The organism is Thiohalobacter sp. (genome assembly GCF_027000115.1).
GTDB lineage: Bacteria > Pseudomonadota > Gammaproteobacteria > Thiohalobacterales > Thiohalobacteraceae > JALTON01.
The window spans coordinates 1-13,597 of the sequence record NZ_JALTON010000042.1; the positions used below are offsets into that span (position 1 = coordinate 1).

Below are 13,597 nucleotides of genomic sequence, written 5' to 3' on the forward strand. Positions count from 1 at the left end.
CGGCACCACCGCCCCCGCCCCGACAGCCACCGCCAGCCGCGCAATCCTGCGTCTGTCCACGGCCCGGCGAGGCCCTGGAGGGCGACGAAGCGCTGGACATCGAGGCCCTGTGGCACGACGTCGAGGCCCTCGCGCCCGACGAGGCATATGACTGGCAGGAGGACGAAGCCATCGGCGGCGACGAAGAGGGCATGACCGCCCCCGGGGACGAGGACGAATTCACAGATGACTGACACGGACAGGGAGCCTGACCCCATGGACGAACAGATGGCGCGACTTCTGGCTGGCGGCATGGCCGGAGGCCAGGGCAACGACATGACCCGGCTGATGCTGCAGCTGCTCCAGGAACGCATGGCCTCGCGCGAGCGCCGCCAGGCCGATGATGAAGATGACGACGAAGAAGTCATCGACATCGCCCGACTGCAATCCGAAGCAGTGCAGTTGCGCGAACGCCTGACCGAAATGCGGCGACTGAACCGTGCCCTGCGCCGCCAGGTGAAGCTGGCCGCGGAATTCATTGCCGATCTCGGTGCGCTGCTTGGCGCTTGCCCGGCCTGTCTCGGTCAGAACCCCGCCTGCATCCACTGCCAGGGCGAGGCCGGGCCCGGCCATGACACGCCAGACCCCGCGCTGGCCGACTGGATCCGCCCGGCACTGGCCCGGCTGCGCCAGCCTGCCAGCACCCACATCACAAGGACCGATCCAACCCCACAGCAAGGAGAAACACCATGAACATGGAAGCACTGTCCGGCGAGGACCTCATGGCCGAGGATATCGCCCTGTATGGCGAGGACCTCATCGAAGACATCGATGACGAGGATGACAATGAGGCACTGGAAACCCTCGCCGAGTTCGACGACGACGATGACGAGGAAGATGCCGAATTCATCGACGACGACGATGACGAAAGCGAGGAAGCCGAATTCCTCGCCCCCCTGCTGGGTATGGCCATACCCGGCCTGGTCGGCGGTGCGGTAAAGGGCATCAGCCGCCTGTTGCGGCCGCGTTCCCGGCGCCCGCGCAAGTTCCGGCGGTTCACGCCAGTGGTCAGCCGGGGCGGCATTCGTGGCGGCATCATCCGCACACCGCGCGGCGTTGCCCGCATTCGCCTGCCGCGCACGGTCACACCCCTGTCCGTGCACCGACGGGACATCGCCCGGCTCAATCGCCGCGACAACCAGCTCAATGCGCGCATCAATCGCACCCAGAAGGATCTTGCGCGCACCGACAAGAAAGCGGCCCAGGCGCTGGCACTGGCCGGCACTGCCAACACGCGTGTCACCCGCCTGGCCAGACGCCACAAGCGCGACCTAAAGAAGCTGAAGGAAGATCAGAGCTCCTCGAACATGATGAACCTGATGATTTCCATGATGCAGATACAAGGCATCAACAGCTCGCTGGCCAACCACACCCATGGCAACGGCCCGGCGCCGGACAATCCCCCGCAGAGCAATCCGGCCATGATGTTCCTGCCCCTGCTGCTGTCCGACAGTGGTGGCGATGACGACAGCATGCTGATGATGGTCATGATGATGACCATGAATGCCGGTTGATCGTCCAACGAACCAGGAGATACATCATGAACGCAAGCAAGCTGCTCCCCTTCATGGTCGCCATGTCGGCGCCGCAGGAAAGCCGCGACGAGATCTTCCAGCTCGTCCTGCCCAACATGGTCCGCATGAACGACAACACGCGGGTTGCACTGAGTGCCTTCTCGGCACAGAACGTGGTGCAGCAGTTCCACCGTGAGCAGGCGATGCTCGGTGCGACACTGCTTCGCGAATTCGGCGAGGCAAAGCAGATGCTGAGCTCGACGAACAAGAACGCGCTCACCGAGAATGACCTGAAGAAGCTGCCGACCATCCGTCGACTCAACCTGAAGTCACTGGTCGAGGAAGTGGTCAAGTAGGCCGACACCGGGGCGACGGAAGTCGCCCCGGACCCTGCTTTCCGCAATGACTCACGAACCCCAGTTCGATCCGGCGCTCAAGGAACTGCTGCTGCGGCGGACCGGGCACCATCTGGGCGACACCGCCGAGGCTGCGCAGGAACCGGTCGCGGTGGTCATTCGTCTGGCGGATGCGGGGGCGGACCTGCCACCCGAGGTCCGGGTGGTGGCCCGGCTCGGCGAGGTAGTGACCGCACGGGTACCGATGGGCCGCATTGTCGCGCTGCGGCAGCACCCTGCGGTCGCCAGCCTCAAGGCCTCGGGCCTGTTCGTGGGCGATCTGGCACGCTCGGTACCGGACATCCATGCCGACCGGCGCCATCTGGCTGCGCTGTCACGGCCGCCGCTGGATGGACGCGGCGTGATCGTCGCGGTGCTCGACTGGGGGCTCGACTGGGCCCACGAGGCGTTTCTGGATTCCCGCGGACAATCCAGGGTGCTGTACCTGTGGGACCAGCGCGGCGGACCCTCACAGCGCAGCCCCAAGCCCTGGGGCTATGGTCGTGAGTATCGCCGCGAGGATCTCGACCGCGCGCTGGGCGCGACCGACCCGTATGCCGCCCTGGGCTACGACCCGGCCGAGATCGATCCCACCGGCGTCGGAACCCATGGCACCCATGTGCTTTCTATCGCCGCCGGCAACGGCCGCCTGCCCGGCGTCGCGCCGGCTGCCGATCTGATATTCGTGCACCTGGCCAGTCCAGACACCGCCCCCACGGATACGCTGGGCGACAGCGCGCGGGTGCTGGAGGCGGTGGACTATGTCCTGCAGCGCGCCGGAGACCGGCCCGTGGTCATCAACATGAGCTTGGGACGCACGGGCGATGCCAAGGACGGGACATCACCCGTCGAGCGTGCGCTGGACGCAGCCCTGCGCGAGAAACCGGGCCGCGCCATCTGCATGAGCACCGGCAACTACTACAACGCCCGCCTTCATGCGAGCGGTCGCCTGCGCCAGGGCCAGCGTCGTGTACTGCGCTGGGAAGTCCCGCCCTTTCGCCGCGAGACGCCGGAACTGGAGATCTGGTACAGCGGTCGCGACCGGCTTCGGGCCACCCTGATCGAACCCGGCGGCCGCCGCGTAGCCAGCGTCGACCCGGGCCAGTCACGCGTGCTTCGGCATCAGGGCCGCCTGGTGGCCTCCGCCTTTTCCCGCCTCGACGACCCCAACAACCATGACAACATGATCAACCTGTTCCTGCACGCGCCGGCGCGCAGCGGGGTGTGGCGGGTGGAACTGGAAGCACTTCAGGCCACCGATGGCCGCTTCCATGCCTGGATCGAACGCGCCGGCCTGCGATCGCAGTCCCGCTTCACTGCCGAAGATGCCGATCCCCTGACCACCATCGGCACCATCGCCAGCGGCCGGCTCACGCTGGCCTGTGGCGCCTACGATCCGCGTGACCCGCAGCGTCGACTGGGCGAGTTCAGCAGCTCAGGCCCCAGCCGCGACGGCCGCCAGGTGCCCGTTCTGTGCGCACCCGGGGACGGCATCCAGGCCGCCGGCTCGAGCTGGGTCGACCTGTTCGGCCAGCGGCATGGCAACGGCTATGTGGTCAAACGCGGCACCAGCATGGCCGCACCGCACTGTGCCGGTGTGGTCGCGCTGATGATGCAGGCCGCCCTGCCGGAACGGCTCGACGCCGGGACCATCCGCGACATCCTGCAACGCACCGCGCGTCGCCCGAAGCGTATCCGGGCCCGGGACCGCTGGCGCCTGGGTGCGGGCTTCATCGACGCCCGTGCCGCCGTCGAAGCTGTGCTCGCCCGACAACGCAGGGCGCTGGTTCGACACCCGCCCCGAACATCCGCACCACGATTCAAGGAGGAATCACCCATGCCCGCCCACGCCCTGCCCCGAATGCCCGTCCCGCGCGAGGCCCTGTCGCTGGCCGAGGACATCGCTGCCCTGCCGGCACCCGCAGCCCCGGAAGCCGTGCCACCACGCCTGGTCCGCGACCATGCGCAGCTCGAGTGGGTGGACCTGACGCTGGTGCCCGGCAGCAACAACGTACCGCGGCTCTACTATCTGGTAACCGGGAATCCCGACACCGGCCGCGCCCACTTCCGGTTGAGAATCCGCAACCTGACCTCCCGCTCCCTGCGCAACGCCACCATCAAGTGGCGCTTCAGCAGCCAGCAGTCGGACGGCAGCTGGCGCACCATCCCGATCCCCGGCAGCCACGAGGGCAGGCGACGGCTGGATGCGGACTACTTCGTGGCCCAGGCGCCCGGTGTGAGCCCCAATGGCGAGATCACGCGCGAGCTGCTGATCCGTCGCGACCTGCTGGAACAGGCCTACGACCCCGACTTTCCCCGCTGCCGGATGGAGGTCGAGTACCACTGGTACGAGGGCTCCACGCCCTACTACAACCGGCATGCGCTGAGCTTCTTTCTCATGCGCCCCGTCGAGTTCCTGCTGCGCAGTGCCACTGCCGCCGGTGAAGTACACCTGAACCAGCCCGCGCACAAGCCACACTTCTGGGTGCCGGTACGCGGCAAGTGGTTCAAGCGCAACGACCGCACGCCCGTGACCGTGAGTGGCACCCTCAGCACTTCCGTGTCCACCAGCCAGGGCCAGCAGGTCGGGGTCACGGCCAGCACCCGCACCGAGCAGTCCACCACCCGGGGCACCTCGACCACTGTCGGCAGCGAGGTATCCAGCAGCTTCAGCATCGGCATAGAAAAGATATTCGAGGCCGGCCTGTCCTCCACCGTCAGCAGTTCGCAGACCCGTTCATTCCAGTGGAGCCAGAGCCTGGCGCGCGAACTGTCGCGCGAGGTGGTACACAATCGCACTTTCACCCGCGCCTATACCCGCTCGCAGACCATCCAGTGGACCATCGCCGCGGCGCCTGCCGGCACCATTCGCACCCTCTATGGTTACCCGGTCTTCCGGCAATGGGATACCCGCGTGGTGCGCTTCGGCACCGCCAACCGCTGGGGCCAGGCCACGCGCCGTGAGGTACTGGACGACATCCCGCTGCTGCTGCTCAGTCACTGGGTGGATGTCAGCGAGGTCGCACCCGCGCGCCAGGTACGCAGCCGCCTGCCACGCGGAGGCTTCGTCATTGGCGAAACGGAGGCCAACACCGGGCCGGAAGTGGTCACCGCCGCGGAAAACCTGGCCCGCATCACGCGGCTCGCCGCCAACCAGGTCCGCCATCTGGCACTGGAGGGCGGCGGCGGCAAGGGCATGGTGTATCTGGGTGCCATCCAGGCCCTGGAGTCGCTGGGGGTGCTGCGCTACAGCGGCGGGCGGCTGACCAGCCTGCGTGGCATCTCCGGCTCCTCGGCCGGCGCCATCACCGCACTCGCGCTGTCGCTCGGTCTCGACGCCCGTGCGCTGGATGCCCTGCTGCGCGGCCCGGGCCGGGTCCGCTTCAACGAGTTCTTCGACCTGCCGGCCGACCCGCGCAAGCTGCCGCAGCTGAGCAGTTGCCGCAACGCGCCGCGCAACAGTGTCATCGACCGGCATCTGTTCACCCCGCTGGAAGGCCTGTTGCGCGGACTGCTGGATGCCGCCATTCCGGACGCGGCGAGCCGGCTCAGCAGCCGTCTGGATCCTGCGACCCTGGCACGGGACGCCGTATCCCGGCTGCGGCGCGAACTGCATCAACGCGCCGTGAACCCCTCCTTGCGGCCCGGGGATGCCCACGACAAGCTGCTGTCGCCGGCCGCCCTGTTCTATCTGATCAACCTGATCGAGGACTTCGGCCTGTTCAGCGGCTGCCGTGCCCGCCAGTTCGCCGACAGCCTGATCGCCCAGCGCAGCGGCGGCCGGCGCAACATGACCTTTGCCGACCACCTGCGACACTTCAACATCCGCCTGGTGCTCACCGGCTCGAACCTCGAAACCGGGCGCACCGAGTTCTTCTCCGCCGCCACCACGCCCGACATGCCAGTGGCCGATGCCGTGCGCATCTCCATGGGCCTGCCGTTCATCTACAAGCCGGTGCGCATCGGCCGGACCGAGGCCACGCGCATCACCCGGGGCCGCAATGCCGGCGCCTTCCAGGGACTGTGGGTCGATGGCGGTCTCTGGAACAATCTGCCGCTGCGCGCCTTCGACCAGCCCGGCCGGGATCCACGCACCCTTGGACTGCGTCTCGGTGTGCCGGGAAGGGTCCGCATCGACAGCCTGTCGGCCTTTCTGGAGCGCTACGTGGTCGACCTCGGCCTGATGGGGTCGGGCGAGACCAACCAGGCGGCAAGCACCGGGCTGGCCAACCGCATGATCACGCTGAAGACCGACGGGCTGGAGACCACGGACTTCAATCCACCGGCGAGGGTCTTGTCTGCCCGCATCGGCGATGCCCGTCGTGCGACCGAGGCCTATTTCCGAAGGCGTCCCTGACGGCCGCTCAGCCGGACAGGGCACGCGATCCGAACTCGCCACGATCGATGCCGTGCTTCTTGACCAGTCGACCGAAGGCCCGGCGTTCCTTTCCGGCCAGCTCGGCTGCGCGGGTCACGTTGCCGCCGGTGATCTCCAGCAGCCGCCGCACATAGTCGACTTCGAAGGCCGTCATCACCCGGCGGCGCGCGGTGTTGTAGTCTTCCACGGCGAGGCCCTCCGATTGTTCGCCTTCGGTGACGACCGTCTCTGGCTCGATGCATTCTCCGGTGGCCTTGAGAAACTCGCGGTGCACGAAGTTCTCCAGCTCGCGCACGTTGCCGGGCCAGCGCTGCGCCTCCATCCAGGCCAGCGCGGCGACACTGAACCGTCGGGGGCCGCTGCCGTACATCTCCGCGAAGCGTTCCAGAAAATGTCGTGCCAGCAGCGCGATGTCGCCGGTACGCTCGCGCAGGGGCGGCAACATGACGCGCGCGACATCGAGGCGATAGTAGAGATCCTGGCGGAAGTCACCCCCGGCGACGCAGGCGACGAGGTCACGGTTGGTCGCGGCGATCAAAGCGACATCCGAAGCCACCTCGCGACTGGCACCCACTGGACGGTAGACGCGCTCCTGAAGGAACCGCAGCAGGGTGCCCTGCGCCTTGAGCGACAGGCTGTCGATCTCGTCCAGGAACAGGGTCCCGCCCTCGGCTTCGGCTACCAGACCCCGGCTGTTCTCCTTGGCGTCGGTAAAGGCGCCACGGCGATAGCCGAACAGCTCGCTCTCCACCAGGGCGTCGGGGAAGGAAGCACAGTTCACCGGCACGAAAGGCCGCGCCCGCCTCGGGCCGAGATAATGCAGGGCGCGCGCGGCCAGCTCCTTGCCGGTGCCGGTTTCGCCAAGGATGAGAATCGGTGCCTTGGCACGCGCAAAGAGCTTGAGCTGGCGCAGCACCTGCAGCAGGCGCGGCGAGCGGCCGATCAGACCCAGCGCCTCGAGTTCGCGGCCCGCGGCCGCTGCTCTGTCGTCGGCTGGCTGCGGGCCGTCGACCGATGGATCCTCTTTCGACATGATCCACCTCCCTGTCGCCGGACCGGTGCGATGAACTGCCACCGGTTCGGCCTTCCCTGCAAGGCCGGCAGGTTGCCGGACCCGCGAATCTATCCTGATCCGCGCCCCGGGGCCGTGAACGACATCACGGGACCCGCGGGGAGGCGCAACAGTACAGCAGCGGGTTCACGGGAGCCATCGCAAGTGGCACCGTGTGGGGTCGGAATCTGACCATGGGGTCTGTAGCCCTGGGCTGACAGGGGAGCGCCAGTAACTCGACGATCAGAGAAAGGCCGTCATGTCGATGCCGAAATCCTTCGGCGAGCGCGCGGCGACGATGCGGTCCGATTTCTCGCGCGCCAGGTCCAGCTCCTGAACCCTGGTGTAGCAGCATTTGCGGGCATTGTAGATGATCTTCAGGCAGGGGCGCAGGACGTCCTCGCCCTGCTCGATGACAATGCCGACACGACCGGATTCCAGCTCCACCAGCGAACCGATGGGGTAGATCCCCAGGCACTTGATGAAGCGCTGCACCAGCTCCGGGTTGAAGTGGTCGGGGCTCCATTCCATCAGCTTCTTCAGGGTCACGCTGGGCTCCCAGGCCTCCTTGTAGACCCGCACCGAGGTCAGGGCGTCATAGACATCGACGATGGCCGACATCTGCCCGATCAGGCTGATCTCGTCGCCCTTGAGCCCCTTCGGGTAGCCGGTGCCGTCCATGCGCTCGTGATGCAGCATGGTCACGTCGATCGCCACCTGGCTCAGGCCGAGATGCGCCTTCAGCAACTCGCCGCTGAACTCCACATGGCGTTTCATCACCGCCCACTCGCCGCCCTCCAGCTTGCCGGGCTTGTTCAGCACCTCGTCGGGCACCAAGGTCTTGCCGATGTCATGCACCATGCCGCCGATCGCGACCTGATGAATGGTGTCCTCGTCCAGGCCCATCTCGCGCGCGAAGGTGGTCATCAGCCCGGCCACGCTGACACAGTGCATGAAGGTGTACTCGTCCTTGGTCTTGATGCGGGAGATACCGGACAGCGCGTGCGGGCTGCGGAACACCGACTGCACCATGCGCTCGGCCAGCGGATCCAGCGTCTGCATCTCCACCTGTTTGCCGAGACGCGCGTCCTCCATCAGATTCTTGATGACACTGGTCGCCTCGCGGAACAGCGCCGCCGCCCGCGGCCCCTCTTCCCGGGCCGACACCCGCAGCGGCCGGCGCTCCGGGGCCGGCTGGTTGGCCGCCGGCATCTCGGGCGCCGCCACCTGCTCGACGTCCCGACCCTTGTCGGTGTCGATCGCCACCCTGCGGATGCCCGCACTGGCGATCTTCTGGATGGTCTTCGGATCCTTGATCAGGAACTTGCTGACGGCAAAGGGATGATCCAGCCAACTGCAGTCGAGATCGTGTATATACATGCCAACCCGCAGTTCGCTGGTGCTGATCTGCTTGATCATGGAAGATCCCTCTTCTTCGGCAGGCTCCCCTCAGAATATCGGCTGGAAGGCCCGACACTTTATCCAACCCCAGGACCCCCTGGCCGACATGACGGATTCAGTTGTCTGTGGCCGGAGACCTGCCCAGAAGCCGCCGGATCAGCCCCCGCACCTCGGGATGATCGAAATTGCGGCCACCGATGGCCCGGTAGACGACCCGCCCCTCCGGATCAACCACCAGCGTGGTGGGCAGGCCGCGGATGCCATACAGCTCCGAGACCCGGCTATCGCGATCGAAGAGGATGGGGAAGGTCGGGAACACGTCGATCTGGCCCATGTAGGAAAACACATGGTCCGGCGTTTCCCACTGGTTGATGGCCAGCACCTCGAAGCCCTGGTCGCGGAGATCGCGGTACAACGCCTCCAGCGACGGCAGTTCCTCGCGGCAGGGCCCGCACCAGGTGGCCCAGAAGTTGAGCATGACGACCTTGCCGCGCAGGTCGGAAAGACGATGCCGGTTGCCGTCCATGTCCTCCAGCTCGAAGTCCGGCGCCGGTACCGGTTCGGGCAGCGGCGAAAGCGCGTGGCCCAGCGCGGCCAGCGCCGGCCCGGCCAGCAGCCACAGGGCCAGCAGCAGCCAGCGACGCGCGGCCTCAGGGCTCGGGTAGCTGCGCAGGTGCGCACTGTACATTGCGGATTCGGCCTTCATGTCTGACGTCCCCCTGCGTCCAGCTGTAGTACAGATCGAAGCGGCTGCCGGGCGGGCGCGGGACGGTCGTAAAGCCCTGTCCCCAATCGCCCGGCTGGTAGGTCTGTGCCTCGTGCAGCAGCAGCCAGCGGAAGGGCACGCCCTTGCGTGCCCATTCCCGCAGCCAGTCGGTCTTGGTGCGGATGCGATGCACCTGGCCATCGGGTGTCACGAATCGCCAGTCGCTCAGCCGATAGCTCAGCGGCTGGTCACCGGTATTGCGAATGATGGTGCCGAAGGTGCAGTAACGCCGCGTCTCCTCGGCCACCTCGCGTGGGAGACCCCGGGCCATGAACACCGCCACTACGAAATCCGGATTGAGCGGCGCAAGCCGCAGCGCGAATCCCCGGTGTTCGACCGACACCCGCTCGATGCCGGTGCGCGGATCCGTCTCCCGCTGCACGGGCGGGCTGCTGCAGCCGGTGGCCAGCAACAGACCCAGCACCATGCCCGTCACAACCTCGCGCCGCATTGTGTTCCTCCCTCAGGGAATCAGCGACCGTATATACCCGGCCACCGGCTCGATGACCTCGCGATCGGTCCAGTACTGGGTATGACTGAACAGATTCCAGGATTTGAACAGATGCCCCCAGATGTTGCCGCCGGCGTTGACCGGCACGTCGCGCACCGCCGCCCGGTACTGCGGGCTCAGCGGCTGCAGCGGCCAGCCCAGCACGTCATCCTCGTCAAAATAATTGAACCACTGGAAGCTGTAGCCACTGCTGTTGTGCTTCACCGGCAGGATGCGGTTGCGCGCAAAGCCGGCCACGAACACCGGAATGTTGCAGCCGGTGGTGATGAAGAAGCGCAGCGTCTTCAGCCGGTGAAAGCGATCCGGCACCGTGTTGCGCGCATGGCCCAGAGGATTGCCGTTCTTCCATACACCGTAACGGGCGCCACCGGCCTTCTGCGCGTCCCAGATGTAGTTCGACATCAGCTGCCCACCCAACGACTGCGCAATCAGCACCACTGGCTTCAGCTGGCCCCCGATGCTCTGGAAGGCATCCTCCAGCGCCTGGAATATGATCTGCTGTGCCTGCTCGTAGGGGCTGCCAGGGCTCGCCGCATGATGTTCCAGCCCCGCGGCATCTGAAAAGCTGTAGAGCAGGAACTTGCGCAGTCTGATGCCGTCCAGCTCCTCGGCGCGACGCATGTCGCGGAACACCCGACGCTGGTTGTCCTGCAGCACCGGCTGGTAGTAGATCGGCTGCCAGTGCACCTTCTGCCATTCCGCGTTCGACAGCTCGTCACGGATTTCGCGTTTCAGCGCCTGATCAAAGTCCCGATCCGTGTCCCCCATCCCGTGTACCGGAATCACGACGACTTCCCTGGCCATGGCGGTCTCCTTCGGGCCGGTCGGCCCGGCTGTTGCCTGACGATGATCCTTCCTCCGTGCTCCGAGGATACGCCGCGCATCCGGCAGCTGCCAGCCGGGAACCCTCAGCTCGCCTGCGGCCGCTGAAACGCCTAACAAATCCGGCAATACCCCTGGCCCGCCGCAATCATGCACGCCTTCAACAGCTCATTCCCGGAGGGCGCCGGATCCGGCAGCTCGACATCGATCGGGGACTTCAGATACGAAAGGAACAGGGACTGGTGGCAGGCAGCGGCTTTCGTGAGATGATTTTCATCCGACATTGGGCAGGACCCGGGACACCCACAGGCGCTGGTGCCCTCTGGCCATATCCGCCTCAGTCTGCCTCCAACCGCCTCTGCACCACAAACCGCGTCCGGTCCAGCGACTCTTCCCCGTCCCACCGGTAGGCAACGAGATGTCCACCGGGGCGCGCAACACTGTAATCGAGACAGGCGATGTTGGGCGCAAGGGGTGCTGGCCGTCCTTCCATCCAGTAGTGGCCGATGAACAGCGGTGGTGCGTCCGCTGGGTACTCAATCAGGTGATCCCCTTCGATGGGGTCATCCGGGATGTGGGTCAGTGCTGCGGGCGGACCCAGGAAGGCGCCCCGATAGGTGTCCACATCCCGGTCCCACCAGCGCACGCGAATGCGATGACGGAGGTTGCCATCCTTGTCGTGGAAGGCATGCCCGGGCGGCAGCGGTATCTCTCGCCCCTTGAGCAGGGTCTCGACGGCCTCGAAGGCCCAGTGTCCGGGGGTGCTGGCATCCCGCAGCAGTTCGTCGGACAGAGCTGCCTCGCCTGCCTGGGTCCGGGCAATACGCTCGATGAAATTCGTGTCCCAGCAGGCATGCACTACCCGCAACCTGCCGAGATCCAGCCACAGCGGCAATGTTCGGAACCAGTCGATGAGCTCGCGATATCCGGCCGGATCCTCCGCCCAGGCGTCGAGAAAGGCTGCATGCTGCCGACGGTTCTTCTCGTCATGCGGACGCAAATGGCCACCGCCGTCCGCCCTCGGCGTGGCATAGGCGATGGCATTGAATTCGTGGTTGCCCATGACAGCCAGTACCCGTCCGCTCTTTATCATCGGGCGGACGATGTCGATCACCTCGCGCTGCAGGAGACCGCGGTCGATGAAATCGACCAGGAAAATCACCCGCCGTGCGGGATGGGCATGTACCCCGTCACGCTGCGGGTAACCCAGGCGCTCGAGCAGTGCCGCCAGGGTTTCAGCGCAGCCATGGATATCGCCGATGAGATCGTACATGGTGGTTTACCCGGATCCCCGAATCCCAGACCGGCCTCTGACACGCGTACCCTGACAGTTCCATAACCCTGTAGTCAACAAGCTGAACCGGTCCACTTTTCCCGGAGACTCTGATTCTTGAGAGGTTAGAGTCATGAACGCGAAGAAGGGATACTCCCCGGAAATGCGGAAATGGGCAGCTCAGAGAATATCGGCCCGGGAGAAAGCCAGAGCGGGAGAACAGCAGGATGGCGCCGTAAGCTTCCCCGGATTTCAGACAGGTGAAAAGTAGAGCTTTCTGGCAAAATTACATCAGGAGGTTCAGATGAAGAAGTCACGATTCACAGAAAGCCAGATCGTCGCGATCCTTAGGGAAGCGGATGCCGGGATGAAGGTAAAGGATATCTGCCGCAAGCATGGGATTTCGGATGCCACGTCCTACAACTGGAAAGCCAAGTACGGTGGCATGGGGGTGTCGAAATTGAAGCGCATGAAGGAGCTGGAGACCGAGAATGCCCGGCTCAAGCGCATGTACGCTGATCTGGCGCTTGAAAACCGGGCTATGAAGGCTCTGATCGAAAAAAGCTCTGACGCCGCCTGAAAAACGCGAGGCGGCGGCGTATCTGGTGGAACAGCACGGACTTTCGATTGAACGGGGTTGTCGCTGTGTGGGGCTGTCTCGAGCGGCTTGGTATCAAACCCCGCTGAACTGGCAGGAGAGGGATGCTGAGGTGATTGATACCCTGAATGCCTTGGTCGAAGCACATCCCCGCTGGGGCTTCTGGAAGTATCACGATCGGTTGCGTACCCAGGGTTACTCCTGGAATCACTAGCGGGTTTACCTGGTGTATTGCGCATTGGGCTTGAATCAGCCGCGGCGGACGAAACGGCGGCTACCGGAAAGGGTGCGTGAGCCCCTGTTCGTGCCGGAGCGGACAGACCAGGTCTGATCCGCCGACTTCATGAGCGACACGCTATACCACTGTACCCGGTTTCGAACCTTCAACGTGATTGACGACTATAACCGGGAGGTGCTGGCCATTGAGATCGATACATCACTTCGCGCACCGCGGGTTGTTCGAGTTCTGGAGCGGTTGAAGGAGCAGGAGCGGATACCTGACGTGCTGCGGGTGGACAATGTCCCGGAGTTCCAGAGCGACTGCCTGAGCGACCGGTTTCGTCCAGCCCGAACAATTCCAGCGCGGCCGGGCTGGCCATCTGCCAGCGGCCCTTGTCTTCCTTCTAGCACACTGGCACCGCAAAGCGGTCTGATCAAAGCTTCGATCCAGTTGCAACCACGTTTTAGCAGCGGGGCGTCACCGTCCGGATGCTCCGGCGCTCTGAATCGCCCCGGGTTCTCTAGACACTCTCGAGCTTCATAAAATATCTTTTCTCGTACTCCACCGGCGAGAGCATGTCATTGTAGCCGTGCTTGCGACGGCGGTTGTAGAACATCTCGATGTAATCG

At 65.3% G+C, this 13,597-nt stretch carries 11 protein-coding genes and 2 pseudogenes; 6 read left to right on the plus strand and 7 right to left on the minus strand.

Going from position 1 to position 13,597, the window contains the following annotated elements:
* The 5 genes and pseudogenes from MVF76_RS07775 to MVF76_RS07795 all read left to right on the plus strand — a co-directional run.
* A pseudogene (locus tag MVF76_RS07775) lies at window positions 1–233 on the plus strand (hypothetical protein); the annotation flags it as partial.
* A gap of 22 nt (window positions 234–255) precedes the next feature.
* Window positions 256–732 (plus strand): hypothetical protein, encoded by a 477-nt coding sequence (locus MVF76_RS07780; protein ID WP_297528242.1) that lies wholly within the window; start codon window positions 256–258, stop codon window positions 730–732.
* Window positions 729–1,553, plus strand: a complete 825-nt coding sequence (locus tag MVF76_RS07785) for a hypothetical protein (RefSeq protein WP_297528243.1) — start codon at window positions 729–731, stop codon at window positions 1,551–1,553. The genes MVF76_RS07780 and MVF76_RS07785 overlap by 4 nt, the downstream gene beginning before the upstream one ends.
* A gap of 26 nt (window positions 1,554–1,579) precedes the next feature.
* Complete coding sequence (locus tag MVF76_RS07790) at window positions 1,580–1,909, plus strand: hypothetical protein (protein ID WP_297528244.1); 330 nt, start codon at window positions 1,580–1,582, stop codon at window positions 1,907–1,909.
* Between the two features lie 46 nt (window positions 1,910–1,955).
* The gene (locus MVF76_RS07795; protein WP_297528245.1) at window positions 1,956–6,305 is read left to right on the plus strand and encodes a S8 family serine peptidase; all 4,350 of its coding nucleotides are present in this window, start codon (window positions 1,956–1,958) and stop codon (window positions 6,303–6,305) included.
* 7 nt (window positions 6,306–6,312) lie between these two features.
* Here the strand turns inward: MVF76_RS07795 and MVF76_RS07800 are convergent, their stop codons facing one another.
* From MVF76_RS07800 to MVF76_RS07825, 6 genes are all read right to left on the minus strand, one after another.
* Complete coding sequence (locus MVF76_RS07800) at window positions 6,313–7,359, minus strand: sigma-54 interaction domain-containing protein (protein ID WP_297528246.1); 1,047 nt, start codon at window positions 7,357–7,359, stop codon at window positions 6,313–6,315.
* A 261-nt stretch (window positions 7,360–7,620) separates the two neighbouring features.
* Window positions 7,621–8,796 carry an HD-GYP domain-containing protein gene (locus MVF76_RS07805; protein ID WP_297528247.1) on the minus strand — a complete coding sequence of 392 codons (1,176 nt, stop codon included), beginning with the start codon at window positions 8,794–8,796 and terminating at the stop codon, window positions 7,621–7,623.
* A gap of 97 nt (window positions 8,797–8,893) precedes the next feature.
* Window positions 8,894–9,484, minus strand: coding sequence for a TlpA family protein disulfide reductase (locus MVF76_RS07810; RefSeq protein WP_297528248.1), 591 nt, complete (start codon window positions 9,482–9,484; stop codon window positions 8,894–8,896).
* Complete coding sequence (locus MVF76_RS07815; RefSeq protein WP_297528249.1) at window positions 9,429–9,995, minus strand: hypothetical protein; 567 nt, start codon at window positions 9,993–9,995, stop codon at window positions 9,429–9,431. Before MVF76_RS07815 ends, MVF76_RS07810 begins: the two co-directional genes overlap by 56 nt.
* A gap of 12 nt (window positions 9,996–10,007) precedes the next feature.
* Window positions 10,008–10,859, minus strand: a complete 852-nt coding sequence (locus tag MVF76_RS07820) for a hypothetical protein (protein WP_297528250.1) — start codon at window positions 10,857–10,859, stop codon at window positions 10,008–10,010.
* 355 nt (window positions 10,860–11,214) lie between these two features.
* Window positions 11,215–12,150, minus strand: coding sequence for a metallophosphoesterase (locus MVF76_RS07825; RefSeq protein ID WP_297528251.1), 936 nt, complete (start codon window positions 12,148–12,150; stop codon window positions 11,215–11,217).
* A gap of 304 nt (window positions 12,151–12,454) precedes the next feature.
* On the opposite strand from MVF76_RS07825, the pseudogene MVF76_RS07830 reads away from it, so the two are divergent.
* Window positions 12,455–13,286, plus strand: a pseudogene (locus MVF76_RS07830) (IS3 family transposase); the annotation flags it as partial.
* A 202-nt stretch (window positions 13,287–13,488) separates the two neighbouring features.
* On the opposite strand, the gene MVF76_RS13055 reads toward MVF76_RS07830, so the two are convergent.
* Window positions 13,489–13,597: IS3 family transposase (locus MVF76_RS13055; RefSeq protein ID WP_411293544.1), on the minus strand; the 109-nt coding region annotated here is incomplete at its 5' end.